General features: G+C 70.8%; 27 protein-coding genes and 2 pseudogenes. 12 read left to right on the top strand and 17 right to left on the bottom strand.

Translation table 11 applies throughout. The features are described from left to right. Positions 1-23: 23 nt before the first annotated feature. The 4 genes from QOL88_RS26530 to QOL88_RS26515 form a co-directional block, all read right to left on the bottom strand. Entirely contained in the window at positions 24-596 is a 573-nt protein-coding gene (locus tag QOL88_RS26530) for a Clp protease N-terminal domain-containing protein (protein WP_097220347.1), read from the bottom strand. Then, entirely contained in the window at positions 596-805 is a 210-nt protein-coding gene (locus QOL88_RS26525; protein ID WP_003992902.1) for an HTH domain-containing protein, read from the bottom strand. Before QOL88_RS26525 ends, QOL88_RS26530 begins: the two co-directional genes overlap by 1 nt. Positions 806-904: 99 nt before the next feature. Next, positions 905-1,870, bottom strand: coding sequence for a zinc-binding dehydrogenase (locus QOL88_RS26520; protein WP_097220344.1), 966 nt, complete (start codon positions 1,868-1,870; stop codon positions 905-907). A 392-nt stretch (positions 1,871-2,262) separates the two neighbouring features. Beyond that, positions 2,263-3,495: an NAD(P)-dependent malic enzyme gene (locus QOL88_RS26515; RefSeq protein WP_097220341.1), complete on the bottom strand. Its 1,233-nt coding sequence runs from the start codon at positions 3,493-3,495 to the stop codon at positions 2,263-2,265. Between the two features lie 625 nt (positions 3,496-4,120). Between QOL88_RS26515 and QOL88_RS26510 the strand changes: the two genes are divergently transcribed. From QOL88_RS26510 to QOL88_RS26500, 3 genes are read left to right on the top strand one after another with little or no spacing between them, the layout of a single operon-like run. Further along, positions 4,121-5,071 (top strand): ABC transporter substrate-binding protein, encoded by a 951-nt coding sequence (locus QOL88_RS26510; RefSeq protein ID WP_097223197.1) that lies wholly within the window; start codon positions 4,121-4,123, stop codon positions 5,069-5,071. A 32-nt stretch (positions 5,072-5,103) separates the two neighbouring features. Further along, positions 5,104-6,045 carry an amino acid ABC transporter permease gene (locus QOL88_RS26505; protein WP_097220339.1) on the top strand — a complete coding sequence of 314 codons (942 nt, stop codon included), beginning with the start codon at positions 5,104-5,106 and terminating at the stop codon, positions 6,043-6,045. Next, positions 6,042-6,803, top strand: a complete 762-nt coding sequence (locus QOL88_RS26500; protein WP_031103312.1) for an amino acid ABC transporter ATP-binding protein — start codon at positions 6,042-6,044, stop codon at positions 6,801-6,803. The genes QOL88_RS26505 and QOL88_RS26500 overlap by 4 nt, the downstream gene beginning before the upstream one ends. A 55-nt stretch (positions 6,804-6,858) precedes the next feature. On the opposite strand, the gene QOL88_RS26495 is transcribed toward QOL88_RS26500, so the two are convergent. Further along, positions 6,859-7,629, bottom strand: coding sequence for a class I SAM-dependent methyltransferase (locus tag QOL88_RS26495; RefSeq protein WP_097220336.1), 771 nt, complete (start codon positions 7,627-7,629; stop codon positions 6,859-6,861). An 89-nt stretch (positions 7,630-7,718) separates the two neighbouring features. Between QOL88_RS26495 and QOL88_RS26490 the strand changes: the two genes are divergently transcribed. Then, positions 7,719-8,378 carry a CGNR zinc finger domain-containing protein gene (locus QOL88_RS26490; RefSeq protein ID WP_257027899.1) on the top strand — a complete coding sequence of 220 codons (660 nt, stop codon included), beginning with the start codon at positions 7,719-7,721 and terminating at the stop codon, positions 8,376-8,378. A gap of 65 nt (positions 8,379-8,443) precedes the next feature. On the opposite strand, the pseudogene sodX reads toward QOL88_RS26490, so the two are convergent. After that, positions 8,444-8,617 (bottom strand): annotated as a pseudogene (sodX, locus tag QOL88_RS38935) (nickel-type superoxide dismutase maturation protease); the annotation flags it as partial. Positions 8,618-8,840: 223 nt separating this feature from the next. Here sodX and sodN point away from each other — a divergent pair. After that, positions 8,841-9,236 (top strand): superoxide dismutase, Ni, encoded by a 396-nt coding sequence (gene sodN / locus QOL88_RS26480; RefSeq protein ID WP_097220330.1) that lies wholly within the window; start codon positions 8,841-8,843, stop codon positions 9,234-9,236. 63 nt (positions 9,237-9,299) lie between these two features. Here the strand turns inward: sodN and QOL88_RS26475 are convergent. Together QOL88_RS26475 and QOL88_RS26470 are read right to left on the bottom strand one after the other, a co-directional pair. Then, positions 9,300-9,532: pseudogene (locus tag QOL88_RS26475) on the bottom strand (hypothetical protein). A gap of 16 nt (positions 9,533-9,548) precedes the next feature. Then, positions 9,549-10,703 (bottom strand): inorganic phosphate transporter, encoded by a 1,155-nt coding sequence (locus tag QOL88_RS26470; RefSeq protein ID WP_097220325.1) that lies wholly within the window; start codon positions 10,701-10,703, stop codon positions 9,549-9,551. 104 nt (positions 10,704-10,807) lie between these two features. On the opposite strand from QOL88_RS26470, the gene QOL88_RS26465 reads away from it, so the two are divergent. Then, complete coding sequence (locus QOL88_RS26465) at positions 10,808-11,542, top strand: VOC family protein (RefSeq protein WP_097220322.1); 735 nt, start codon at positions 10,808-10,810, stop codon at positions 11,540-11,542. Here QOL88_RS26465 and QOL88_RS26460 read toward each other — a convergent pair. From QOL88_RS26460 to QOL88_RS26450, 3 genes are read right to left on the bottom strand one after another with little or no spacing between them, the layout of a single operon-like run. Then, positions 11,539-11,754 carry a hypothetical protein gene (locus tag QOL88_RS26460; protein WP_143668890.1) on the bottom strand — a complete coding sequence of 72 codons (216 nt, stop codon included), beginning with the start codon at positions 11,752-11,754 and terminating at the stop codon, positions 11,539-11,541. The genes QOL88_RS26465 and QOL88_RS26460 overlap by 4 nt on opposite strands. A gap of 10 nt (positions 11,755-11,764) precedes the next feature. Further along, entirely contained in the window at positions 11,765-12,985 is a 1,221-nt protein-coding gene (locus tag QOL88_RS26455; protein WP_097220317.1) for an RNA polymerase sigma factor, read from the bottom strand. A gap of 29 nt (positions 12,986-13,014) precedes the next feature. Next, the gene (locus QOL88_RS26450; RefSeq protein WP_097220314.1) at positions 13,015-13,428 is read right to left on the bottom strand and encodes a YciI family protein; all 414 of its coding nucleotides are present in this window, start codon (positions 13,426-13,428) and stop codon (positions 13,015-13,017) included. A gap of 223 nt (positions 13,429-13,651) precedes the next feature. Here QOL88_RS26450 and QOL88_RS38655 point away from each other — a divergent pair, with 223 nt between their 5' ends. Then, a complete protein-coding gene (locus QOL88_RS38655; RefSeq protein WP_179878968.1) occupies positions 13,652-13,882 on the top strand; it encodes a hypothetical protein in 231 nt (76 codons plus the stop codon). 13 nt (positions 13,883-13,895) lie between these two features. On the opposite strand, the gene QOL88_RS26440 is transcribed toward QOL88_RS38655, so the two are convergent. Further along, positions 13,896-14,480: a dihydrofolate reductase family protein gene (locus tag QOL88_RS26440; RefSeq protein WP_097220308.1), complete on the bottom strand. Its 585-nt coding sequence runs from the start codon at positions 14,478-14,480 to the stop codon at positions 13,896-13,898. A gap of 111 nt (positions 14,481-14,591) precedes the next feature. Here QOL88_RS26440 and QOL88_RS26435 point away from each other — a divergent pair, with 111 nt between their 5' ends. Further along, positions 14,592-15,209, top strand: a complete 618-nt coding sequence (locus QOL88_RS26435; protein ID WP_097220306.1) for a TetR/AcrR family transcriptional regulator — start codon at positions 14,592-14,594, stop codon at positions 15,207-15,209. Between the two features lie 104 nt (positions 15,210-15,313). Here QOL88_RS26435 and QOL88_RS26430 read toward each other — a convergent pair whose 3' ends face one another. The 3 genes from QOL88_RS26430 to QOL88_RS26420 form a co-directional block, all read right to left on the bottom strand. Then, positions 15,314-15,934: a GNAT family N-acetyltransferase gene (locus QOL88_RS26430; protein ID WP_097220303.1), complete on the bottom strand. Its 621-nt coding sequence runs from the start codon at positions 15,932-15,934 to the stop codon at positions 15,314-15,316. A 339-nt stretch (positions 15,935-16,273) separates the two neighbouring features. Then, positions 16,274-17,443, bottom strand: a complete 1,170-nt coding sequence (locus QOL88_RS26425) for a family 2 encapsulin nanocompartment cargo protein polyprenyl transferase (protein ID WP_097220300.1) — start codon at positions 17,441-17,443, stop codon at positions 16,274-16,276. A 111-nt stretch (positions 17,444-17,554) separates the two neighbouring features. Next, positions 17,555-18,961, bottom strand: a complete 1,407-nt coding sequence (locus QOL88_RS26420; RefSeq protein ID WP_097220296.1) for a family 2B encapsulin nanocompartment shell protein — start codon at positions 18,959-18,961, stop codon at positions 17,555-17,557. Between the two features lie 254 nt (positions 18,962-19,215). Between QOL88_RS26420 and QOL88_RS26415 the strand changes: the two genes are divergently transcribed. After that, entirely contained in the window at positions 19,216-20,124 is a 909-nt protein-coding gene (locus QOL88_RS26415; RefSeq protein ID WP_097220294.1) for a 1-aminocyclopropane-1-carboxylate deaminase/D-cysteine desulfhydrase, read from the top strand. Between the two features lie 30 nt (positions 20,125-20,154). Here QOL88_RS26415 and QOL88_RS26410 read toward each other — a convergent pair whose 3' ends face one another. Next, positions 20,155-21,753, bottom strand: a complete 1,599-nt coding sequence (locus QOL88_RS26410; protein ID WP_097220291.1) for a Na+/H+ antiporter — start codon at positions 21,751-21,753, stop codon at positions 20,155-20,157. A 61-nt stretch (positions 21,754-21,814) separates the two neighbouring features. On the opposite strand from QOL88_RS26410, the gene QOL88_RS26405 reads away from it, so the two are divergent. The 3 genes from QOL88_RS26405 to QOL88_RS26395 all read left to right on the top strand — a co-directional run bounded on the left by QOL88_RS26405 (position 21,815) and on the right by QOL88_RS26395 (position 23,903). After that, positions 21,815-22,075, top strand: coding sequence for a UBP-type zinc finger domain-containing protein (locus tag QOL88_RS26405; RefSeq protein WP_053672413.1), 261 nt, complete (start codon positions 21,815-21,817; stop codon positions 22,073-22,075). A gap of 260 nt (positions 22,076-22,335) precedes the next feature. Continuing rightward, complete coding sequence (locus QOL88_RS26400; RefSeq protein WP_003992877.1) at positions 22,336-22,749, top strand: ATP-binding protein; 414 nt, start codon at positions 22,336-22,338, stop codon at positions 22,747-22,749. Between the two features lie 17 nt (positions 22,750-22,766). Beyond that, positions 22,767-23,903, top strand: coding sequence for an RNA polymerase sigma factor SigF (locus QOL88_RS26395; protein WP_179878967.1), 1,137 nt, complete (start codon positions 22,767-22,769; stop codon positions 23,901-23,903). A 3-nt stretch (positions 23,904-23,906) separates the two neighbouring features. Here QOL88_RS26395 and QOL88_RS26390 read toward each other — a convergent pair whose 3' ends face one another. Continuing rightward, positions 23,907-24,347: a hypothetical protein gene (locus QOL88_RS26390; protein ID WP_097223196.1), complete on the bottom strand. Its 441-nt coding sequence runs from the start codon at positions 24,345-24,347 to the stop codon at positions 23,907-23,909. Positions 24,348-24,394 lie beyond the last annotated feature (47 nt).

The raw sequence follows: 24,394 nt of genomic DNA, 5'->3' as shown, positions 1-24,394 counted from the left end.
CCCAGGGGCCCCGGCCCTGCCCTTCACCCGGCCTTGGCCTCGCCACCACTGCCGTACAGCACCCGCACCAGGGACTCGTACGTCACCCCGTGGTCGGCGAGGACCTCGGCCGGCACCCCGGGGCGGAGCGTCAGGGCCAGCAGGAGGTGCTCGTCCCCGATGTGCCGGTCCCGCTGGGCGAGAGCGACCCGCAAGGAGCGCTCCAGCACCTCCTTGGCACCCCGACCGAAGGAGACCCGCCCCGGCCACCGCCCCTTGCCCTTCCGGTCGCAGGTCAGGGCGCCGACCCCGTGCGCCTCCTCCACCCGGGCGACGATCTCCTCCACGTCGATCCCCATCCCGGCGAGCGCGTCGGTCTCGGCCTGGGTCAGCCCGGCCCGCCGCCGCGCCTCACGCAGCGCCTCCCGCACGGACTCCCGCCGCTCGTCGAGCCCGAGAGCGACGAGCGCGAAGGACCCCCGACCGCCCTCCCGGTCGAGCAGCGCCAGCAGCAGATGCTCCGGCTCCACGACCTGCCCGCCCTGACCACCCCCGTCCACCTGCGCGTACGCGCTCTTCACCACTTCGCGGGCGTCTTTCGTGAACCGCTCGAACATCAATGCCTCCCGTACTTCTTGTGCACGGCCTGCCTGCTCACACCGAGTTCGGTGGCGATCTCCTGCCACGACCAGCCCTGATTGCGCGCATTGCGCACCTGTACGGCTTCCAACTGCTCCAGCAGCCGACGCAGCGCGGCGACGGCCCGTAGGCCGACCCGTGGATCACGGTCACCCGCACGCTCGGCCAGATCGGTCGCTTCGGTCATGCAGTCAACCTACGTTGACATATAACGTTCGTCAACCATAGTTGACAAACGCAACGGCCGGCCCACTCCGGACCGACCGTCAACGCACCTCGTGCATGCTCAGGGATTCGTCAGAACGACCTTCCCGAACTGCTCACCCGAAGCCAGCCGTTCGAAGCCCTCCCGCGCCCGGTCCATCGGCATCACCTCGTCGATGACGGGCCGCACCCCGGTGGTGGCACAGAACGCGAGCAGGTCCTCCAGCTCGTCCTTGGTGCCCATGGTGGACCCGACGACCTTGAGCTCCAGGAAGAAGATCCGGGTCAGCTCGGCGTGGGAGGGCCGGTCGCCACTGGTGGCACCGGAGATGACCAGCGTGCCGCCCGGCTTCAGCGACTTCACGGAATGGGACCAGGTGGCCGCCCCGACGGTCTCGATCACCGCGTCGACCCGCTGCGGCAGCCGCGCCCCGGACTCCAGCGCCTCCACGGCCCCGAGCTCCAGGGCCCGCTTCCGCTTGGCCTCGTCCCGGCTGGTGGCGAAGACCCTGAGCCCCGCGGCCTTCCCCAGCACGATCGCCGCCGTGGCGACACCACCACCGGCACCCTGTACCAGCACGGAGTCCCCGGGCCGTACCCCCGCGTTGGTGAACAGCATCCGATACGCGGTCAGCCACGCCGTAGGCAGACAGGCCGCTTCCTCGAAGGAGAGCTCCTTGGGCTTGGGCAGGATGTTCCAGGTCGGCACGGCGACGCGCTCGGCGAAGGTGCCCTGGTAGCGCTCGGTGAGGATGGACCGGGGTTCCTTCGGGCCGACCCCGTGCCCGCTCTGTCCGATCACGGAGTGCAGGACGACTTCGTTGCCGTCCTCGTCGACGCCGGCGGCGTCACAGCCGAGGATCATCGGCAGCTTGTCCTCTGCGAGGCCCACGCCACGCAGGGACCAGAGGTCGTGGTGGTTGAGGGAGGCGGCCTTGACCGTGACGGTACTCCAGCCGGGACGGGCCTCGGGAGCGGGACGCTCTCCCAACTCCAGGCCGGACAGCGGCTGGTCGCGGTCGATTCGGGCGGCGTAGACAGCGAACATGACCTTGACGATAGGTTCCCCGAGGAACCGAAGGAACCATCCACCCCTGTGAGACACGCCCTCTTGCCAGGTGGGCACCGGTGTTGCTGGGGCCGCCGCCTGCGACGCGAAGCCGGACCCGCCCGCACCCGCGTACGGCGGGAAGGGGCCGGGTCGGCGGGTGTCCGCCCGCAGCGGTTGTCGCGTCAACGAACAGTCAGTCGGTACACAACCCCATCGCGCCGTTCCGAGGACGGACACCCCCCGGCGCGGCCCCGACCCGCACCCGACGCGAAGGCGAAGCGAGCGCCACCCCCACCCACAAGCGCCACCCGAACAGCCCCACGCAACGCGAAAATGTGACCCCGCCCGATCCCGGACGGGGGCCACATCACACCGACGTCAGGTCGGCCTCAGCGCCGCGCCACACCCTCGGCCCGAGCAGCCGCCGCCACCGCGGCCGTGACCGCCGGCGCGACCCGCTCGTCGAACGGCGACGGAATGACGTAGTCGGCGGCGAGATCGTCCCCGACCACAGCGGCCAGCGCCTCCGCGGCGGCCAGCTTCATCCCCTCGGTGATCCGGGAGGCCCGCACCTGCAGCGCCCCCGCGAAGATCCCCGGGAACGCCAGCACGTTGTTGATCTGGTTCGGGAAGTCCGACCGCCCGGTCGCGACGACCGCCGCGTACTTGTGCGCGACCTCGGGATGCACCTCGGGGTTCGGGTTCGCCATGGCGAAGACGAACGCACCCTTGGCCATCGTCGCCACCGCGGACTCCGCGACGGTGCCACCGGAGACGCCGATGAACACATCGGCCCCCTCCAGCGCCGCTTCCAGCGACCCGGTGATCCCGGCCTTGTTCGTGAAGCCGGCCAGCTCCTGCTTCACCGGAGTGAGGTCGTCCCGGTCCGCCGACACGACACCCTTGCGGTCGGCCACCGCGACATCCCCGATCCCGGCCTCGACCAGCATCTTGGCGATGGCGACACCCGCCGCACCGGCGCCGGAGATGACGGCCCGCAGCTCCCCCAGCGCCCGCCCGCTCAGCCGCGCGGCGTTCCGCAGGGCGGCCAGCGTCACCACGGCGGTTCCGTGCTGGTCGTCGTGGAAGACCGGGATGTCCAGCCGCTCCTGGAGCTTGCGCTCGACCTCGAAGCACCGGGGCGCCGAGATGTCCTCCAGGTTGACGCCGCCGAACGACGGCGCGAGCCGCACCACGGTCTCGACGATCTCGTCGACGTCCGTGCAGGCCAGGGCGATCGGAACCGCGTCCACGCCACCGAACTGCTTGAACAGAATCGCCTTGCCCTCCATCACCGGGAGGGAGGCCTCGGGCCCGATGTCACCGAGGCCCAGCACGGCCGTACCGTCCGTCACGACGGCCACGACCGACGACTTCCACGTGTAATCGTGCACGAGCTCCGGCTGCTCCGCGATCGCGCTGCACACCTTCGCGACGCCGGGCGTGTACGCCAGGGACAGGTCGTCCTTGTCACGGACCGGCACCGTGGCCTGCACAGCCATCTTGCCGCCGCGGTGCAGCGCGAACGCCGGGTCGAAGGAGTCGAGGGGCTCCGCACTGCCCTCGTGCTCCATATCGCCGGTCTTGCTCTCGCTGCGAGGATTGACGATCTCCGCTGCCACTTCGTTTTACCCCTTAAATCTTCATTGTTTTGAGGGTGGCCACTCCTGGTGAGGGGTGGGCGGGCACCGCGTAGGCCCATGTCGTGCTTGTACGTGTATACGTACGGGCGCGTACGCGACGGGCGCGCCGCACACGCGCCCTGAGCCCCGGATGAGGGGTGTAAAGACCCTTCTTACCGGACGGACGGCATCGGGGACGAGTCCATAACGCGAAGGTCACATGACGCCGCCCTGACGCTTCATCCAAAACCGGGACAAGACCTGGACAAACCAGCCACAACCACTCAAGCATCGGCGAAGCCTGCGGCCCCCGTATGGAAATCCCGGGATTTACCGAAGATCTTCCGGCCGGAAGGGGTGATTCCTGTAGAAGGTCCGGCCGTGATGTACCGGAGTGGTGCGGTTCGGGGGTCGCCCGTTATCCGATTTTGACATGGCTGGCCCCCAGAATGGCGCAGTCCGAATGGCAAGATGCCGTAATCACACGAGGTCGCGACACTCGAAGAGGTGTGCTCTCGTCGACCCACGGCACTGCCGAACCCTTCGGCATGCCGCGGCCGTGCCGAACCCATCGGTGGCGGCCCGCCCCATCGGCAACTCCACCCATCCGCCGGAGGAACCCACCATGACCGCAAGCTCCACCCGTCGTACGACCGCCGCGCACTCTCGGCTAGCAGCGGTCGGTGCGATCGCGGTCGCAGGCGCGCTGATGCTCACCGGATGCGGTGACCAGACCAAGGACACCGGCTCCGGCGACACCGCGGCCTCGGCCCCGCTCGCCGACAAGCTGCCGCAGGCCATCCGCGACAAGGGCGTCATCAAGGTCGGCTCCGACATCGCCTACGCCCCGGTCGAGTTCAAGGACAGCTCCGGCAAGGTCGTCGGCATCGACCCGGACCTCGCCGCCGCCATGGGCAAGCAGCTCGGGGTCGACTTCCAGTTCGAGAACGGCACGTTCGACACGCTGATCACGGGTCTGCGCTCCAAGCGGTACGACATCGCCATGTCCGCGATGACCGACACCAAGGACCGCCAGGAGGGCATCGACTCCGACACCGGCAAGAAGGTCGGCGAGGGCGTCGACTTCGTGGACTACTTCACCGCCGGTGTCTCGATCTACACCAAGAAGGGCGACGACCAGGGCATCAAGACCTGGTCGGACCTGTGCGGCAAGAAGATCGTGCTGCAGCGCGGCACGGTCTCCGAGGACCTCGCCAAGGCGGAGTCGAAGAAGTGCCCGGCCGGCAAGAAGATCGCCATCGAGCCCTTCGACAACGACCAGCAGGCCCAGACCCGTCTGCGCGCGGGCGGCGCCGACGCCGGCTCGTCCGACTTCCCGGTCGCCGCGTACGCGGTGAAGACCTCCGGTGGCGGCAAGGACTTCCAGCTGGTCGGCGAGCAGGTCGAGGCCGCCCCGTACGGCATCGCGGTCGCCAAGAACCAGACGGAGCTGCGGGACGCCCTCAAGGCTGCACTCGACGCGCTCGTCAAGAACGGCGAGTACGAGAAGATCATGAAGAAGTGGGGCGTCACGGACGGCTCCATCGACGCGGCCACCATCAACGGCGGCAAGTGACCGCAGCACAGCGGCACTGAAAGGCAACACCCGTGACTGTTGACATCGACAAGACTCCGGCCGACACGCCCCCGGCCGGGCCGGAGGCCATCAAGGCCATCCCGGTCCGGCACTACGGGCGGTACGTATCCGCCGTCGTCGCCATCGCCCTGCTGGTCGGGGTCGTCTACGCGTTCTCCCAGGGCAAGATCAACTGGGGCGCGATCCCGGACTACTTCTTCGACGACCGCATCCTGGACGGCGTCGGCAAGACGCTCCTGCTGACCGTGCTGTCCATGGTGATCGGCATCGTCGGCGGCGTCATGCTCGCCGTGATGCGCCTGTCGAAGAACCCGGTGACCTCGTCGATCGCCTGGTTCTACATCTGGTTCTTCCGCGGCACCCCGGTCCTGGTCCAGCTGATCGTCTGGTTCAACCTCGGCCTGGTCTTCGAGTACATCAACCTCGGGCCGTTCTACAAGGACGAGTGGTCGGACTTCATGACCCCGTTCCTGACGGCGCTGCTGGGCCTCGGCCTGAACGAGGCCGCGTACATGGCGGAGATCTGCCGGGCCGGTCTGCTCTCGGTCGACGAGGGCCAGACGGAGGCGTCGCACGCGCTGGGCATGAGCCACTCCAAGACGCTTCGCCGGATCGTCATCCCGCAGGCGATGCGCGTGATCGTGCCGCCGACGGGCAACGAGGTCATCAACATGCTGAAGACGACCTCGCTGGTCTCGGTCGTCCAGTATCCGGAGCTGCTGCGCGCGGCTCAGGACATCGGCCAGACCTCCGGTGCGCCGGCCGAGATGCTGTTCCTGGCGGCGGCCTGGTACCTGCTGATGACGTCGGTCTTCAGCATCGGCCAGTACTACCTGGAGCGGTACTACGCGCGTGGTTCGAGCCGGTCGCTGCCGGCCACCCCGTTCCAGAAGATCAAGGCGAACCTGCTGTCCCTGTCCAACCGCTCGGCGTCGACGGGAGGCACCGCATGACCGCCATGGTCAAGGCCGAGGGCGTTCACAAGTCCTTCGGTCCCGTAGAGGTCCTCAAGGGGATCGACCTGGAGGTGAAGTCCGGCGAGGTGTTCTGCCTCATCGGCCCCTCCGGCTCCGGCAAGTCGACCTTCCTGAGGTGCATCAACCACCTGGAGAAGATCAACGCCGGCCGTCTGTACGTCGACGGCGATCTGGTCGGCTACCGGCAGAAGGGCGACAAGCTCTACGAGCTGAAGGACAGCGAGGTCGCGGTCAAGCGCCGGGACATCGGCATGGTCTTCCAGCGTTTCAACCTGTTCCCGCACATGACGTCCGTGGAGAACGTCATGGAGGCGCCGGTCCAGGTCAAGGGCGTGAGCAGGGGCAAGGCCCGCGAGCGTGCCCTGGAGCTGCTGGACCGGGTGGGCCTGGCCGACAAGGCGGGCAACTACCCCTCCCAGCTCTCCGGCGGTCAGCAGCAGCGCGTCGCCATCGCCCGGGCGCTGGCCATGGACCCGAAGCTGATGCTGTTCGACGAGCCGACCTCGGCACTGGACCCGGAGCTGGTGGGTGACGTCCTGGACGTCATGCGCGACCTGGCGGAGTCCGGCATGACGATGATCGTCGTCACCCACGAGATGGGCTTCGCCCGCGAGGTGGGTGACAGCCTGGTCTTCATGGACGGCGGTGTGGTGGTCGAATCCGGTCACCCGCGCGAGGTGCTGACGAACCCGCAGCACGAGCGGACGAAGTCGTTCCTGTCCAAGGTGCTCTGACGGTACGCACGGCGAGGGGGCGGTACGGGAATTCCGTACCGCCCCCTCGCCCGTCCTACTTCAGGGCCAGCAGCAGGGTGTCCGAGGGGGAGCACCACACCGGCCTGGCCTCGCCGAATCCCTTGTCGCGCAGCACGCGCGCGTGCCACTGGACCGAGGGCATGTCGCCGTCGGCGTGCTCGCCGTAGATCTCGTAGCGCCGGGCGGTGGGCCCGGCGAGAACCGGGTCCTTCGCCGCGAGCTGCCACCACTCGGCCCAGTCGGGGATGCCGTCCCGCTTGGCCTGATCCATGCGAGTGTGCCGCTGCGCGCGCTCCGCCGCGTTGATCCGGGGCGTCGTCTCGTCGATCATGTGATCCGCGTTCATGAAGACACCGCCGGCGCGGACGAGTCCCGCGACCTGGCCGTAGAGGTCCGCGAGGGGTTCCCGGTGCAGCCAGTGCAGGGCCGTCGCGGTCAGGACGGCGTCGTACGCCTCGTACGGCAGCTTCGCCGGCCAGTCGGGGTCCTTGAGGTCGGCGGTGACGAGACGGACCCGGTCGTCGCCCGCGAAGGTGCCCTCGGCGATGGCGAGGAGCGCCGGGTCGAGGTCGACGCCGGTGCTGGTGGCTTCGGGGAAGCGGGCGAGCAGCCGGGCGGTGATGCTGCCCGTGCCGCAGGCGAGGTCGAGGACGCGCGGGGCGCTGCCCACGCAGGCCTCGACCATGTCGAGCATGATCCGGAACCGTTCCTCGCGGTCGGGCAGGTACCACTCCTGCTGCCGGTCCCAGCTCTCCTGCCAGGCGTGCCAGTCGGTGGTGGCCGTCGTGATGTCGGCGTCCGTCATCGAGCCCCTCCCTCGTAATACCCTGGAAGCACCATCAGCTGTTACAAGTGCACGCCCCCGACGATAAAGCCCCTCCGTAAGGACTACAAGTGGAACTGGCCTATTACTCGGACTACGCCGTGCGCCTCGTCAACACCGAGGAACCGGCCCGGGGCAAGGACGCCCTGACGTCGGTCGAGGCCGTCCGCGATCTGTTCGGGCCCAGCCAGTCTGCGGCCCGCCGCGCCACCGACGCGGACGTGACCCGCTTCCGCGCGGTCCGGGCCCGGCTGCGCGCGGTCTTCGAGGCCGCCGACTCGGGCGACGAGAGGCTCGCCGTCGACCTGCTGAACTCGCTGCTGCTGGAGTTCCCGGTGAGCCCGCAGATCTCGGGGCACGACTTCCGTGACGACGACGGCCGCCCCCTGTGGCACATGCACCTGGCGGACCACCCGTCGAACGCCACCGCGGGCTACGCGGCGATCGCGGCGATGGGCCTGGCGTTCCACCTGACCGAGCACGGCGCGGACCGCCTCGGCCTGTGCGAGGCCGCGCCCTGCCGCAACGCCTACCTCGACACCTCCACCAACCGCTCCCGGCGCTACTGCTCCGACCGCTGCGCGACCCGGGCCAACGTGGCGGCCTACCGCGCCCGCAAACGCCTGGAGGCCGCCCGGCCCGACCTGCCCGAGAAGACGGGCCTGGCCGCCGACAGCGCCCAGCCGAGCAGCGCCCAGGGCGACCGCCGGTCCGACCTGCGCGGCCGGTAGCGGAACCGGACCCGCCCCAGCACCAGGTCGTCGGGCACGACGCCGTAGTCGGTGCTGTCGCCGCCGGCGTACGCGTTGTCCCCGAGCACCCACCAGCCGCTCTCGCGCCGCTGGGCGACCCGCTTGACGACCAGCAGGTCCTGCTGGAAGGGGTGCCGCAGCACGACGACGTCTCCTGGCCTGACCCGGGCCCCGTAGTGCACCAGGAGCCGGTCCCCGTGGTACAGCGTGGGCACCATGGACGGCCCGGTGACCTCGGCCACCCCGAAGGGCGGGGCCGGCCTCCCCCGCTCGGACTCCTGCGACAGCTCCGGCATCACCCGGCACCTCCCCGGTTCTTCCTCCACCAGTCTCAGTCTCACCCCGGACTTTTGTCCTAAGCCCATGGGGGCACCCGCGTAAAGCCGTCCCTCACGGAGTAATGTCCCCTGTGAGAAGACGATCACGAGGAAGGAATGCTCCATGCTTTCCCGCCTGTTTGCCCCCAAGGTCAAGGTCAGTGCCCACTGCGACCTTCCCTGCGGTGTGTACGACCCCGCCCAGGCCCGCATCGAGGCGGAGTCGGTGAAGGCCGTGCAGGAGAAGATGGCCGCCAACGACGACCCGCACTTCCAGACGCGCGCCACCGTCATCAAGGAGCAGCGCGCCGAGCTCGCGAAGCACCACGTCTCGGTGCTCTGGAGCGACTACTTCAAGCCCCCGCACTTCGAGAAGTACCCGGAGCTGCACCAGCTGGTCAACGACGCCCTGAAGGCCCTCTCGGCCGCCAAGGGCTCGACCGACCCGGCGACCGGTCAGAAGGCGCTGGACTACATCGCCCAGATCGACAAGATCTTCTGGGAGACCAAGAAGGCCTGATCGCCTTCGTACGGCGAAGGGGCCCGACCGCGAACCGGTCGGGCCCCTTCGCCGTACGCGCTGTCAGTGCAACCGAGGGACGATCAGGTAGATCCCGTACGCCACCACGGCCGCGCAGGCGAGGAAGCACAGGGTGGTCTGCCCGAGGCCGAGGGCAAAGGTGCCACCCTGCTGCGCGCGGGCGCCCTCCAGGCGGGCGAGGCCGAGGACGCCGAGGGCGAAGACGACGACCACGGCGACCGTGACGCCGACACTCACCGTGGCGACCTCGCCGAGACGGTCCAGCCCAGATGCATGTCCTGCTCCCGTCGCTCAGGCGGCCGCGCCGACCTTGGCCGGCGGCTCGGTGCGGATGCTGACCTCGTGTGCGTCGTTGACGTTGTGCGCGTGCACCGGGTTGCGGCGCGAGATGACCACGATGCCGGCCGCGAGGGCCGCGCCGACCAGCGCGACGACCGCCGTGCCGAGGTCCCCGCCGTGCTGCACGACGGAGGCGGCCAGAGCCCCCACCAGCGCGGCGGCGGGCAGCGTGACCATCCAGGCGACCGCCATCCGGCCCGCGACACCCCAGCGGACCTCCGCGAGCCGTCGGCCGAGTCCCGCGCCGAGGATGCTGCCCGAGGCCACCTGCGTGGTGGACAGGGCGAATCCGAGGTGGGCGGAGGTCAGGATGACGGTCGTGGAGGCGGTCTCGGCGGCGAAGCCCTGCGGCGACTGGATCTCGGTGAGGCCCTTGCCCATGGTGCGGATGATCCGCCAGCCGCCCAGGTAGGTGCCCAGGCCGATGGCGAGGCCCGCGGACGCGATGACCCACAGCGGCGGGCCGGCGTGGTGGCCGAGCGCACCGGCCGAGATCAGGGTGAGGGTGATGACGCCCATGGTCTTCTGCGCGTCGTTCGTGCCGTGGGCCAGGGAGACCAGCGAGGCTGAGGCGATCTGGCCGATGCGGAACCCCTTGGTGACGGAGTCCCCGCGGGCCCGGTCGGTGAGCCGGTAGGCGAGGCAGGTGGCGAGCAGCGCGGCGACACCGGCCACGATCGGCGAGGCCACCGCGGGCACCAGCACCTTCTCCACGACCTTCTCGAAGTTGACGCCCTGGCTGCCCGCTCCGACCCACACCGCCCCGATCAGACCGCCGAACAGGGCGTGCGAGGAACTCGAGGGCAGGCCGACCAGCCAGGTCAGCAGATTCCACAGGATCGCGCCGACCAGCCCCGCGAAGATCATGCCCGGGGAGACGAGGGTGTCGTCCACGATGCCGCCCGAGATGGTCTTGGCGACCTCCGTGGACAGGAAGGCACCGACAACGTTGAGGACACCGCTGATCAGGACCGCTGTTCGGGGTGCGAGCGCACCGGTGGCGATGGACGTGGCCATCGCGTTCGCCGTGTCGTGGAATCCGTTGGTGAAGTCGAAGGCGAGAGCCGTGACGATGACGACCGCCACGAGGAACGTGATGTGGTCCATTGCTGAATGCAAACAAGCGCAGACCAATGGACGGGGAACGGTGTGGCAAGGGCAGGTCAAGGTTCACGCAGGTGGCGGTGGCGCACCCCTCTACGATCGCGCCCATGAGGATCAGCTGGACGTACGCCTTCATCGACCGCCCGCGTGAGGCCTTCGACGCCGCCTGCGACTTCTGGACGGCCGTCACGGACACCCGCCTGTCCGAACTGCGCGGGGAGCATGACGAGTTCGTCACCCTGCTGCCCGACGACGCCGACGCGTGCCTGAAGGTGCAGGCGGTCGGTCCGGGTTCCGGCGGTGCGCACATCGACTTCTGTGTGGACGACGTACCGGAGTTCGCCGCCACGGCGGTGCGGCTCGGTGCGGGCGTGGTGGCCGATCTGGGGTCGCTCGTCGTGCTGCGCTCGCCCGGCGGGCAGTTGTTCTGCGCGGACCCGTGGCGTGGGCAGTCGTCGCGGCCGGGTGTGGTGCGGGGCAGCCGGCTCGACCAGGTGTGCCTGGACGTCCCGGCCCCGGCCTTCGACAGGGAAGTCTCCTTCTGGAGCGCGCTGCTCGACGGCTGGGAGTCGCGGCCGGGCTCCCGTGCGGAGTTCCACGTGGTCGAGCCGCCGCCCGGCCTGCCGGTCCGTCTGCTCCTGCAACGCCTCGACGAAAAACGCCCGGCCTCCGCCCACCTCGACCTCGCCTGCGCGGACGTCCCGGCGACCCGGGCACGGCACGAGGAACTCGGAGCCGCCTTCGTGGCCGCCTTCCCCGGCTGGACGGTCATGCGCGACCCGGCGGGCGGCACATACTGCCTGACGGCCCGCGACCCGGCGACGGGCGGGCTGCGTGGCTAGGGTGTGATGGCGTACGCGCAGCCCTTGGGCGTCGGGCAAGGCGGCAGATCCTGCGCTTCCCCGGGGTCCGTCCGCTCCCAGACGTACGGGCCCCGTGGCTCCGTCGAGTCCTGCATCCAGAGCGTCAGCCCGCCCGCTACGGCCACGGCCAGCACCCACACCACCACCACAAGACGCCACACGGTGCGGCGCCGCTCCCCCGGTATGCCCATGTCGTACACGCTAGTCGCCCAGCCGCGCCGCCCGGGAGCGGAGATAGCGCTGCTCGGGCAGGCTGAGGGTCTGCGCGGCCGCCGACTCGTAGGCGGCCCGGGCGGCTTCGGGCTCGCCCGCGCGCTCCAGGAGATGGCCTCGTACGGCGTCCAAGCGGTGGCCCTTCAACTCGTCGGCCAGGGAATCCACTTCGGCCAGGCCCGCGCGCGGACCGTGGACCATGGCGACGGCGACGGCTCGATTGAGGCGCTCGACCGGGCCGGGGACCAGGCCGACGAGTACGTCGTACAGGCCGAGGATCTCGGCCCAGTCGGTCGCCTCGGGCGAGGATGCCTCGTCGTGCACGGCGGCGATCGCCGCCCGCAGTTGGAACGGCCCCGGCCGACCCCGCGACAGGGCCCGGGTGATGAGCGCGACGCCCTCCTCGATCGCGGCGCCGTCCCAGCGGTCGCGGTCCTGCTCGTCGAGGGGGATCAGCTCGCCGTGCGGGCCGCTGCGCGCCTCGCGCCGGGCGTCGGTGAGCAGCATCAGCGCGAGCAGACCGGTCACCTCGCAGTCGCCGGGCAGCAGTCGGTGGACCGTGCGGGTCAGCCGCACGGCCTCGCCCGCGAGGTCGCGGCGTTGCAGGGTGGCGCCGGAGGTGGCCGTGTAGCCCTCGTTGAAGATCAGGTAGAGGGTCTGCAGGACGGACGGCAGCCGTTGTTCCCAGCGGTCCGGGCGGCCGAAGCGCACGCCCCGCACCTTCTGCTTGGCCCGGCTGACGCGCTGCGCCATCGTCGTCTCCGGGACGAGGCAGGCCCGGGCGATCTCCGCCGTGGTCAGCCCGCCCACGGCGCGCAGCGTGAGCGCGATCTGCGCGGGCGGCGACAGGTCCGGGTGGCAGCACAGGAACAGCAGCGAGAGCGTGTCGTCCTCGCGGGGTGCCCGCTCCCCGGGCGGCGGCGCCGTGAAGGCGTCGCGGGGCGTGAGCGCGGCCGCCCGCTCCTCGCGCTGACGACGGGCCTGATCGCTGCGCAGGGCGTCGGTGAGCCGCCGCGAGGCGACCTTGATCAGCCAGCCGCGCGGATTGCCGGGCACACCCGTTTCGGGCCACTGGCCCGCGGCCGCGAGCAGCGCCTCCTGTACGGCGTCCTCGGCGGCGTCGAAGTGCCCGTACCGTCTGACCAGCGCGCCGAGGACCTGCGGCGCGTTGTCGCGCAGCAGGTCCTCGATCTCGGGTGTGCTTCGCACCAGCGTGTCCGTCGGCGTCGGGCGGTTCGTCAGATGTCCCCGGAACCGTCCATGATCGGGCGGATCACGACCGGGTAGTCGGGCGCGCCGGCCGGCTGGGGGCAGCGGGCGACGCGGTCGGCGATCTCCGTGACCCGCTCCAGGCTCTCGCACTCCAGGACCCAGTAGCCGGCCAGCAGCTCCTTGGTCTCGCTGTACGGCCCGTCGGTGATCACTGCCTTGCCGTCGTCACCGAGGGTGACGTGCCGGGTCTGTGCCGGCTCGGCCAGGCCCTGCCCGTCGACGAACTCGCCGCTCTCGGACAGGTCGTCGTTGATCGCGCCCATGTAGGCGAACATGGTCTGCAGCTCCTCCTCGCTCCAGGCCGGGGAGTCCGCCGACGCCTTGCCGCGCATGGCTTCGTAGTCCGCCTGTGTGCCCTGCACCATGACCAGGTACTTCATCAGTCCGCTCCTTCGGCTCTCACCGCCCTGATGGGCGGTTCTTCACAGGGGACGTCGGAGCCGGGCCGCGCATCTCGACACGGGCTCAGGAGTTTTTCGCGGCGGTTTCTCCCGGGGTTGGTTCGGCCGGGCTCGTGACAGGTGGGGCGGTGGCGCCGGCGGGCCGGTCGCCGTCCGGGGGCCGAGCGCCCTGGCCCCCGTCAGCACCATCACCGCTGTCGCCGTGGCCGCTGTCGCCGTGGCCGGTATCGCCGTGGCCGGTATCGCCGTGGCCGCTGTCGCCGTGGCCGGGATCGCCGTCGGCGGCGCCTTCCGCGTCGTAGGCCCCGCACTCGGGCCCGCCACCCAGAGCGGCACCCATGCGCCCAGCGTCTTGTGGCGCCGTACGACTGTTTCCACTGACTGTCCGCAGGCCGGACAGACGTGTTGTTCGCTGCCCATGACCTCAGAGTAGGCCGGTCGGAAGCTCAGCGCTTCCTGCTGTACGTGCGCACCAGCGCGCCGTTGCCGAACGTGCGCACCGACTCCAGGGTGAAGTCCGCGATCGTGACGCCGGAGCCGAACATCGGCATGCCCGCGCCGTACACCATCGGGTAGGTCTTGATGACGAGCTCGTCGACCTCATCGAGCAGTTCACCGGCGACCGTGGATCCGCCGCACAGGTAGATGCCGAACTCGCCCTCCTCCGCCTTCAGTTCGCGGACCTTCCCGACCAGGTCGTCCGCGATGATCTCGACGTTCGGGTCCGGCGACTCCGTCAGGGTGCTGGAGGCGACGTATTCGCGCAGGTGGGCATAGGGGCTGGTGATGCCTTCCTTCAGGGCGAGGTCGTAGCTGCCCCGCCCCTGGATGATCGTGTCGAACCGCTTGTTCGGCAGGTCGTCCATGCCGAGGGCCCGGCGGCCATGCGTGGGCACCGCCTCGGGGTACTCCTGCCGGAAGAACTCGATGAACTCCTCGTCGACGAAGCGGATCATCGCCGTCCCGTCGCCGCTCGGGTCGCCGATGAAGCCGTCGATGGAGCAGGCGATGTAGTACGTGAGCTTTCGCAAGCCGGTCTCTTTTCGTAGGGTGTCGATGCAACGACTTCATTTGTAGTACTCCTGCTGTAGTGGTTGCAAGGACTTTAGGTGAACCGTCGAAAGTGGGAGAAAGGATTCCGCATGGTCAGCAATCCCGGGCGCCGGGCCGCGCTCGTCGACGCCGGTGTCGAGGTGCTCGCGCGCGAGGGGGCGCGCGGGCTGACGTTCCGCGCGGTGGACGCGGAGGCCGGCGTGCCCGTGGGCACCGCCTCCAACTACTTCACCGGACGCGCCGACCTGCTCCGCCAGATCGACACCCGGCTGCACGTACGGCTCGCGCCCGACCCCGACGTGGTCGCCGACCTGATGACCCGGCCGAGGGACCGTTCGCTGGTCACGGCCTTCATGCACGACCTCATGGCCCGAGCGACCCGCGACCGCACGGGCTACCTCGCCCTCATGGAGCTACGCCTTGAGGCCACCCGGCGACCCGAACTGCTCGCCTCGTACTCCAAGTCGGTGCGCGGGGACCTGGAGGAGGCCATGGAGTTCCACCGCACGGCCGGGCTGCCCGGCGGGGACGAGTCCGTCGCCGTGCTGTACCTGGCCATGCTCGGGCTGCTCCTGGAGCATCTGACGCTGCCGGGCGTGCTGGACGGCGCCCTGCCCGGGGTGGGCGTGCCGGACGGGCTGGTGGAGCGGATCGTCGCGACGGTGCTGCCGGAGGAGGGCCGGGCGGGCGAGGCGAGCGGGGCCTAGAGCCGGTTGCGAGGGAAGCCGCCCGGGGGGCTGTTGCGGGGCGGGGCCGGTGGCGGGGCCATGGACTGTGTCGGGGGCAGGGCCGGGGGCTTTGCGGGCACAGCCTAGGCGGTCAGATGCGGCCTGGGTTCGCGCCACATGGGCCACATCGTCGGGCCGTCCGGCAGGTCGAGGGCCGGTCCCGCGGGTTCGAAGCCGAGGCGCTCGTAGAGCGCGCGGCTGCGGGCGTTACTGGCCTCCAGGTAGGCGGGCAGGCCCTCGCGGTCGCAGCGGTCGAGGACGGCCTCGATGAGCGCGGTACCCAGTCCCTCGCCCTGGCGGCCGGGTGCCACACCGATCATCCACAGGTACTCGTGGGCTCGCCCGGCGGGGTGGACGGCGGCCGTCAGCCGGCCGATCGCCTCGATGCGCTCGTTGTCCGGGTCGACGGCCTCGCGTACCTGCGCCGGGCCTTCGTCGTCTCCGGCGTCGCCTTCGCCATGGTCCTCGTCGGCGGGCACGGGAAGCCACAGCGCACAGGCCGAGCCGTCCTCCGTGACATCGATGCGGCCCGCCGCGAGCACGATGTCGGTGAAGGCGGCCATGAGCGCGGGGTGCTTGGCACGGCGGTCCGCCGCGCCCGGGAAGACCCAGCCGCTCACGGGGTCGTCCTGGAACGCGTCGTCCAGAAGCCGGACGATCAGCTCCCTGTCCCCTTCACCCGCCGTCCGGATGGCCACACCCATGCCCCGCCCCTTCGCTCGACCCGACGGGCGTTGATCGTAGGGGCGTCGGCCCTCGCGGAGGGATGCGAGCAGGATCTTGGCGAGATTCAGTCGAACGTTTGCCCAAACCCGACGGATCCGTAGGGAGCCGGCAGGGGAAGGGGGCGGGCCCCGCACACCGTGGGGCAGTGCGGGGCCCGCCGACCGGAGGCCGGAGGCCGTGCGGGGTCAGGAGCCGCACGGCCCCGGCGCTCCGGGGTCTTGCCCTTCGGTCACCCGAAGGTCGTCACAGATGCCGGCGATCGGCGGCCTGCCATGGCCGGTCGTCGACTGCTGCCGGCCGACCGGCACCGCCCGCCGTCAACTGGTCCGCCGTGTCACGAACTCAGCGAGCGCCAGCAGATCGCCCGCCGCCTCCGGGTCCGGCACCGCTCGGGCCAGCTGCTGCATCGCCCGGGCCATCCGGTCGGCCGCCTGGCCCTGCGCCCAGTCGCGGCCGCCCGCGCGCTCCACGGTCAGGGCGATGTGGTCCAGGTCCCCCTTGTCGCCGGGTCGTGCGTACAGTTCGGCGAGTTCGGCCGCCGCCGGGGTGCCGGAGGCGAAGGCCGCCACCACCGGCAGCGACTTCTTCCGGGCGGCCAGGTCGGCACCGACGGGCTTTCCGGTGCGGCTCGGGTCACCCCATATGCCGATGACGTCGTCGATGAGCTGGAAGGCGAGCCCGGCTTCCCGGCCGAACGCGTCCAGCGCCGCCACTTCCTCGTCCGAGGCGCCCGCGTACAGCCCACCGATCGCGCAGGCGCTTCCGAGCAGGGCGCCCGTCTTGGCCTCCGCCATGGCGAGCACCTCGTCGAGCGTGACCTCCGCGGGGGCGCACCGCTCCAGGGCCGTGTCCGCGTGCTGCCCCGCGCACAGTTCGATGACGCAGTCCGCGAGCCGGGCGGCGGCGGCCCGGGACCCCGGGTGCCGGTCCTGGGCGAGCAGCCGCAGGGCCAACGCCTGGAGGGTGTCCCCGGCGAGGATGGCGTCGGCGTCGCCGAACACGGTCCACGCGGTGGGGCGGTGGCGGCGGGTGGCGTCCCGGTCCATCACGTCGTCGTGCAACAGCGTGAAGTTGTGGACCAGTTCCACCGCGGCGGCGGCCCGGGCCGCCCCTGCCCGCGCCTCGGGTCCGCCGAGGGCGGCCGCCGCGGCCAGGACCAGCGCGGGCCGGATCGCCTTGCCGGAGCCGCCCTCCGCCGGACTGCCGTCGGACTGCTCCCAGCCGAAGTGGTAGAGCGCGATCCGCCGCATCGGGCCGGGCAGCGAGCCGAGCGCGGCCCGCAGCACCGGATCGACCTCCGCCCGGGCCCGCTCCAGCAGCATGACCGCCTCGTGCCCTTCGGCCGGAGCGGTCCCGCCGTCCCGCTGCGTCCCGATGGGCCCCCGCCTTTCCGGTGCCCCGGCCTTCTGCCCGGGCTCGGTGCCGCGCCGCCCGCTGGGTGCGGGCAGCGTCGTCTCCGTCCTGGACTCCGTGAGGGACTCACTCATGGGACCACCTCGGAGAATGAGCGGACGGTGGCGCTTCCGCTGCCGCTGGGCGCGTACCCCGAGGATGTACCCGCCCTGACGGGCGGGGACACGGCCGGCGTACCGCAAGTGTCACCGCCAGCGGCCGATCTCGACGTTCTCCAGGACGCCGAGCGCGTCCGGTACCAGCACCGCGGCGGAGTAGTAGGCCGTGACCAGGTATTTGATGATGGCCTGTTCGTTGATGCCCATGAAGCGCACCGACAGGCTCGGCTCGATCTCGTCCGGGATGCCCGAGGCGCGCAGACCGATGACGCCCTGGTCGGCCTCGCCGGTACGCAGGGCGATGATCGACGTCGTCCGGGCGTCCGAGACCGGGATCTTGTTGCACGGGAAGATCGGCACCCCGCGCCAGGTCGGGATGCGGTTGCCGGCCATGTCGATGGTCTCGGGGACCAGTCCGCGCTTGTTGAGCTCACGGCCGAACGCGGAGATGGCGCGCGGGTGGGCGAGGAGCATCTTGGTGCCGCGGCGCCTGCTGAGCAGCTCGTCCAAGTCGTCCGGGCCGGGTACGCCGTCATGCGGCTGGATCCGCTGGTCGTACTCGCAGTTGTGCAGGAGCCCGAAGTCGCGGTTGTTGACGAGCTCGTGCTCCTGGCGCTCCTTCAGCGCCTCGACCGTCAGCCGGATCTGCTGCTCGGTCTGGTTCATGGGCTGGTTGTACAGGTCGGCCACGCGCGAGTGGATGCGCAGCACGGTCTGGGCGACGCTCAGTTCGTACTCACGGGGCCGGGCCTCGTAGTCGACGAAGGTGTGCGGGATGTCCGGCTCGCCGGAGTGGCCGGCGGAGAGGTCGATCTCCTTCTCGCCGTACTTGTTGGAGCGCTGCGAGGGGATCGAGCGGCGCTGCGCGAGGTGTTCGCGCAGGGTGTCCGAGCGCTCCGCGATCTGCGCGAACTCCTGGCGGGGCAGCACCAGCACGGTGCACGCGGTGAGGGCGCGGGCCGTGTACTCCCAGATCGCGTCCTCGTTCAGCAGGGCGTCCTCGCCGAAGTAGGCGCCGTCGGCGAGGACTCCGAGGGACTCGTCGTCGCCGTACGGGCCCGTGCCGACCTTCTCCACCCTGCCGTGCGCGAGGAGGTACACCTCTTCGGACGGGCTGCCGAACGAGGCGATCACGTCGCCCGCCGGGACCTCGCGCTGCTCGCAGCGGCGAGCGATCTCGAAGAGCACCTCCTCGTCCTCGTAGGACCGCAGCGCCGGCAGCTCGCCGAGCTCCGCGGGGATGATCTCGACCCGGTCGCCGGTCTTCACGAACGTCAGACGGCCGTCTCCCACGGCGAACGTCAGCCGCCGGTTCACCCGGTACGTACCACCCTGGATGTCGACCCACGGCAGCATCCGCAGCAGCCAGCGGGAGCTGATCTCCTGCATCTGTGGCACGGACTTGGTCGTGGTGGCCAGGTTCCGCGCGGCCGCCGTGCCGAGACTCTGCTGCGGCTTGGTCTGCTCCGTGCGGACCTCTTCGCCTACCGACATAGAGAACTGCCCTCCCGGTTGTGACCGACGCCCATATGCCTCGGGCATCGATGTGCACGGGCAAGCCTTCCCCACTCAACGCGCTGGTGCTATTACCCGAAAGAGCGGGAATGGATCTTTGCGATGCTGGGCAGGGGGGCCGTCACGGCGATCGAAAACGCCCGGGTCCGGCCCTCGGATCCGGGCGCCCTGGCGTGGAGCGCGGCGTCAGCCCCGAGCCCCGCGCTTTCCCACTCCCGGGTGACAATGGGCCGGTGACCAGCCCCGACACTCCCGGAATCGCCGCGCTGCGCCCCCGGCTGCCGTCGCCGGTGCAGGAGATCGTGGACAGCCGGTTCGAGCGACGGGGCGTGCGGCTGTTGCTGAAACGGGACGATCTCATCCACCCGGAGCTGATCGGCAACAAGTTGCGCAAGCTCGCTCCGAATCTGACCGCGGCGGCCGGCCGTACCGTCGTCACCTTCGGCGGTGCCTGGTCCAACCACCTGCGCGCCACGGCCGCGGCAGGCCGGCTGCTCGGCATTCCCACCGTCGGGGTCGTCCGCGGCGACGAGCTGGCCGGCCGGCCCCTCAACCCCTCGCTGGCCCGCTGCACGGCCGACGGCATGCGACTGCACTTCGTCGACAGGGCGACCTATCGAGGCAAATCCGAGCCGCGGACGCTGGCCGGCATCCTGCGCGCGGCGGACGCGGAGGAGGCGTACGTCGTCCCCGAGGGCGGCAGCAACACCGAGGCCGTACGCGGTTGCCGGGCGCTCGGCGCCGAACTGCGTGGCCGGGCCGAGGTCGTCGCCGTGGCCTGCGGCACCGGTGGCACACTCGCGGGGCTGGCGGCCGGTCTCGCTCCCGGCGAGCGGGCCTTGGGCGTCCCGGTGCTCAGGGGCGGCTTCCTGACCGCCGAGACGGAAGCCCTGCAGCGTGCGGCTTTCGGCGGCAGGCGCGGCACCTGGAACCTGGACGAACGCTTCCACTGCGGCGGCTACGCGCGCGTGCCCGCCGAGCTCGACGCCTTCGCGGCGGACTTCGAGCACCGGCACGGCCTGCCCGTCGAACGCCTGTATGTGGCCAAGCTGCTGTACGGGCTCGTCACCCTGGCCGCAGAAGGCGCCTTCCCGCGCGGGACGGCGGTGGCGGCGGTGATCACCGGGCGCCCCTTCCCCTGAGAGGTCGCGTGTCCCGGGCCGCGCCCGTCGTCACGCGACCTCCCGGAAGGCCGCCGCCTCCTCCAGGTCCAGCCTGCGCAGCAGGGTCCGCAGCATCTCGTCGTCGATGTAGCGGCCGTCCCGGAGCTTGACGAACACCTCACGCTCGGCGCTGATCATCTCCCTCGACAGCCGCCGGTAGGTGTCGTCGACGGACTCCCCGGTGACCGGGTTGGCCTGCCCGAGCCGCTCCCAGACGGCGTTGCGGCGGCGCTCCAGGACGATGCGCAGCCGGTCGGCGAGCGGGGCGGGCAGGGCGTTGCGCTCGTCGGCGAGGAGCTCGTCCAGGCGCCGCTCCGCGGCCCGGGAGGCCTGCGCCTGGGCGTTGGCCTCGGCGAGCGTCTCGGTCTGCGCGTCCCGCCCGGGGAACTTCAGCAGCCGGATCAGCGGGGGCAGGGTCAGGCCCTGCACGACCAGGGTCCCGATGACCGTCGTGAAGGTCAGGAAGAGGATGAGGTTGCGCTGCGGGAAGGGCTCCTCGCCGTCGTGCATGGTGAGGGGGATCGAGAAGGCGATGGCCAGGGAGACCACGCCCCGCATCCCGGCCCACGCGATGACGAACGGACCCTTCCAGGTCGGGTTCTGCTCCCGTTCCCGCACCCGGGCCGACAGCAGCCGCGGCAGGAAGGTGGCCGGGTACACCCAGAGGAACCGGGTCACGACGACGACCAGGAAGACGGCGATCGCGTACCAGGCGGCGTCGACGCCCTCGTACTCCCCGAGCCCCCTGAGGACGACCGGCAGCTGCAGTCCGATCAGCGCGAACACCGTCGACTCCAGGACGAAGGCGACCATCTTCCAGACCGCCTCCTCCTGGAGGCGCGTCGCGAAGTCGACCTCCCACGCGCGGTGCCCCAGGTAGAGCGCGACGACCACGACCGCGAGGACGCCGGAGGCATGCACCTGCTCGGCGACCGCGTACGCGACGAACGGGATCAGCAGGGAGAGCGTGTTCTGCGGCAGCGCCTCCTTCACGTGCGTGCGCAGCCAGTGGATCGGGGCCATCAGCAGCAGGCCGACCACGACGCCGCCGACCGCCGCGAGCAGGAACTCGCCGATTCCCCCGACCCAGGTCGCGCCCTCGCCGACGGCTGCGGCCAGCGCCACCCGGTAGGCGGTGATCGCGGTCGCGTCGTTCAGCAGGGACTCGCCCTGGAGGATCGTGGTGATCCGCGACGGCAGCCCGACCCGGCGGGCCACCGCCGTCGCCGCGACCGCGTCCGGGGGCGCCACCACCGCCCCGAAGACCAGCGCCGCGGTCAGCGGCATGCCCGGCACGATCACGTACAGGGCCCAGCCGACGGCGAAGGTCGCGAACAGCACGTACCCGACCGACAGCATCGCGACCGGCCGCAGCTGCGCCCGCAGGTCGAGGTAGGAGCTGTCGGTGGCCGCCGTGTGCAGCAGCGGGGGCAGGATGAGCGGCAGGACGACGTGCGGGTCGAGCGTGTACTCGGGCACCCCCGGGACGTAGCTGACCGCCAGTGCCACGGCCACCAGCAGCAACGGCGCCGGCACCGGGGTACGCCGCGCCGCTGCGGCGATCGCGGCGCTGCCCGCCACGAGCAGCAGCAGTGGCATCACGTCCATCGTTCTCGCCCGCCCTCATTTTCGACGCGGTCTTCCGCCCGACCGTCGTAACCTGGCAATCATGAAACAGTGCACGCACGCCGACGCGCTGCCGCACCCCGAACCCGGCCCGCTCAGCGAGACGTGTCCGGAGTGCCTGGCGGAGGGCATGGATCCGGTGCAACTACGGCTGTGTCTGAGCTGCGGTCACGTCGGCTGCTGCGACTCCTCGCCAGGACGGCACGCGGCGGAGCATCATAAGGAGTCCGGCCATCCCGTGATGCGGACCCACGAGCCCGGGGAGACCTGGCGTTGGTGCTTCGTCGACCATGTCCTGGTGTGACGCGACAGGACCCCGACGGCGGACGGTTCGACCGTCTGACGTCTGGGTACGTCAACCCGGCGCGCGCTCTTCCCATTTGGGCCCGCCCAACCCCTAGACACGGAGCGTATCCACAGGTTTACTGTGAGTGACGACAAGGGGTTGGGGTCCCGGGGACAGGACCGTCGAGAGCGCGATAGCGTCACCGCTGAACCACGTATCGCGTTATCCCGAGGGGCGACTCTCGGCCCTGAAACGCTTGTACCACCATGGAGGTGAGGGTGTCCCAGATCGCAGGCGAGCCCGCGACCCAGGACTTCGTGGAAGTCCGGCTGCCGGCCGCGGGTGCCTACCTGTCGGTGCTGCGTACGGCCACGGCCGGTCTCGCGGCCCGTTTGGACTTCACCCTCGACGAGATCGAGGACCTGCGCATCGCGGTGGACGAGGCCTGCGCGATCCTGCTTCAGCAGGCCGTGCCCGGCTCGGTGCTCAGCTGTGTCTTCCGCCTCGTCGACGACTCACTCGAGGTCACCGTCTCGGCGCCGACCACCGATGGCCATGCCCCGTCACGGGACACCTTCGCCTGGACGGTCCTGTCCGCCCTCGCGGGCAAGGTCTCCTCTGCCGTGGACAAGGACAAAACCGTTTCGATCAGCCTCTACAAACAGCGCGGCGCGGGACCCGGGCCGGCGTGAGGAGCGAGGACGGGCCGGTGCGGGACGAAGAGCGCGGCACACGAGAGCTGCCGGCCGAGGGCACGGGCACGAACGGCCCGAGCGGTGCCCGGCGCATGGCGGACGGCATCGACGGCATCCCCGAGCAGGCCCGACCGCATCCCGAGGACGACTCCGTGGAGGCCGTCCTCCCGGGCGGCGGGCGGCTGGACCGGGACGGTGCCGTGCGGAGCGCGCCTCCGGGCGGGGGGATCGCCGCATCCCCGGCCCAGGGGGGTCCCCCCACCCGCGCGAAGTCGAGGGTGGCGGAGGAGGCGAGCGCTCGGGGAAGGGCGACGGGCGGGACGATGAGCGAGCACGAGCGGAACTCCGAGGATCAGGCGCCGCGCGCACACCACGCGCAAGGTGGGCATCACGGCTCTCCGGACCGCAGCGGTGCGCGCGAGATGTTCCTCAAGCTGCGCACGCTGGACAGCGGCAGCCCCGAGTACGCGGAGCTGCGCAACCAGCTGGTCCGGATGCATCTGCCCCTCGTGGAGCATCTCGCGCGCCGCTTCCGCAACCGCGGCGAGCCGCTGGACGACCTCACCCAGGTCGCCACGATCGGCCTGATCAAGTCGGTCGACCGATTCGACCCGGACCGCGGCGTGGAGTTCTCCACGTACGCGACTCCCACGGTCGTGGGCGAGATCAAGCGGCACTTCCGCGACAAGGGCTGGGCGGTGCGCGTGCCGCGCCGGCTGCAGGAGCTGCGCCTGGCGCTGACCACGGCCACGGCCGAGCTCTCGCAGCTGCACGGCCGCTCCCCCACGGTCCACGAGCTCGCCGAGAAGCTGGCGATCTCCGAGGAGGAGGTCCTGGAGGGCCTGGAGTCCGCCAACGCGTACTCCACGCTGTCCCTGGACGTCCCCGACACCGACGACGAGTCCCCGGCGGTCGCCGACACCCTCGGCGCGGAGGACGAGGCGCTGGAGGGCGTGGAGTACCGGGAGTCGCTCAAGCCGCTGCTGGAGGATCTCCCGCCGCGCGAGAAGCGGATCCTGCTGTTGCGGTTCTTCGGCAACATGACCCAGTCGCAGATCGCGCAGGAGGTCGGCATCTCCCAGATGCACGTCTCCAGGCTGCTGGCGCGCACGCTCGCACAGCTGCGGGAGAAGCTCCTCGTCGAGGAGTGACGGCTACTTCTCCAGGTTGCCGGGCCCGCGGATCCCGAGGGCCCGGGTCGTCTCGGGGTTCACCAGCAGCACGAGCGACGCGACGGCCACGACCGCGAGGGCGATCCCGGCCGGAATGGCCATGCTGTCGGCCTGCAACAGGTTGTAGGCCACCGGCAGCGCCATGAGCTGGGTGATGACGGCAGGGCCGCGGCTCCAACTGCGGCAGCCGAGCAGCCCGCGGGCGGCGAGCAGCGGAAGCAGCGCGAGCACGACCAGCGTGATGCCTCCGGTCACGGCCTGCTGCCGGTCGTCCGGATGCCCGGTGAGGCCGAGGACGAGGATCCACACGCCGCCGACGACCAGCGCGAGCCCTTCCAGCGCGGCCAGCAGCGCCGCATACGTCAGACGCCGGGGGCGGGGACCGGTGGTTTCCTCGATGGTGGGGGTCTGCTCACTGCTCACCCCTGAAGAGTAGCCCCCGCCGTACACGCCCCCCGTGGCCCGGTTCA

This window comes from Streptomyces sp. Ag82_O1-12 (genome assembly GCF_900182715.1).
Taxonomy (GTDB): Bacteria; Actinomycetota; Actinomycetes; order Streptomycetales; family Streptomycetaceae; genus Streptomyces; species Streptomyces massasporeus.
The sequence above is the reverse complement of the archived record's forward strand: the minus strand, read 5'-3'. Positions and strand labels throughout refer to the sequence as shown.

What these genes read in the sequence shown, in the direction of transcription:
- QOL88_RS26530 (WP_097220347.1), bottom strand. Translation starts at nt 596, where the DNA reads ATGTTCGAGCGGTTCACGAAAGACGCCCGCGAAGTGGTGAAGAGCGCG.
- QOL88_RS26525 (WP_003992902.1), bottom strand. Translation starts at nt 805, where the DNA reads ATGACCGAAGCGACCGATCTGGCCGAGCGTGCGGGTGACCGTGATCCA.
- QOL88_RS26520 (WP_097220344.1), bottom strand. Translation starts at nt 1,870, where the DNA reads ATGTTCGCTGTCTACGCCGCCCGAATCGACCGCGACCAGCCGCTGTCC.
- QOL88_RS26510 (WP_097223197.1), top strand. Translation starts at nt 4,121, where the DNA reads ATGACCGCAAGCTCCACCCGTCGTACGACCGCCGCGCACTCTCGGCTA.
- QOL88_RS26500 (WP_031103312.1), top strand. Translation starts at nt 6,042, where the DNA reads ATGACCGCCATGGTCAAGGCCGAGGGCGTTCACAAGTCCTTCGGTCCC.
- QOL88_RS26495 (WP_097220336.1), bottom strand. Translation starts at nt 7,629, where the DNA reads ATGACGGACGCCGACATCACGACGGCCACCACCGACTGGCACGCCTGG.
- sodN (WP_097220330.1), top strand. Translation starts at nt 8,841, where the DNA reads ATGCTTTCCCGCCTGTTTGCCCCCAAGGTCAAGGTCAGTGCCCACTGC.
- QOL88_RS26470 (WP_097220325.1), bottom strand. Translation starts at nt 10,703, where the DNA reads ATGGACCACATCACGTTCCTCGTGGCGGTCGTCATCGTCACGGCTCTC.
- QOL88_RS26465 (WP_097220322.1), top strand. Translation starts at nt 10,808, where the DNA reads ATGAGGATCAGCTGGACGTACGCCTTCATCGACCGCCCGCGTGAGGCC.
- QOL88_RS26460 (WP_143668890.1), bottom strand. Translation starts at nt 11,754, where the DNA reads ATGGGCATACCGGGGGAGCGGCGCCGCACCGTGTGGCGTCTTGTGGTG.
- QOL88_RS26450 (WP_097220314.1), bottom strand. Translation starts at nt 13,428, where the DNA reads ATGAAGTACCTGGTCATGGTGCAGGGCACACAGGCGGACTACGAAGCC.
- QOL88_RS26435 (WP_097220306.1), top strand. Translation starts at nt 14,592, where the DNA reads ATGGTCAGCAATCCCGGGCGCCGGGCCGCGCTCGTCGACGCCGGTGTC.
- QOL88_RS26430 (WP_097220303.1), bottom strand. Translation starts at nt 15,934, where the DNA reads ATGGGTGTGGCCATCCGGACGGCGGGTGAAGGGGACAGGGAGCTGATC.
- QOL88_RS26425 (WP_097220300.1), bottom strand. Translation starts at nt 17,443, where the DNA reads ATGAGTGAGTCCCTCACGGAGTCCAGGACGGAGACGACGCTGCCCGCA.
- QOL88_RS26420 (WP_097220296.1), bottom strand. Translation starts at nt 18,961, where the DNA reads ATGTCGGTAGGCGAAGAGGTCCGCACGGAGCAGACCAAGCCGCAGCAG.
- QOL88_RS26410 (WP_097220291.1), bottom strand. Translation starts at nt 21,753, where the DNA reads ATGGACGTGATGCCACTGCTGCTGCTCGTGGCGGGCAGCGCCGCGATC.
- QOL88_RS26405 (WP_053672413.1), top strand. Translation starts at nt 21,815, where the DNA reads ATGAAACAGTGCACGCACGCCGACGCGCTGCCGCACCCCGAACCCGGC.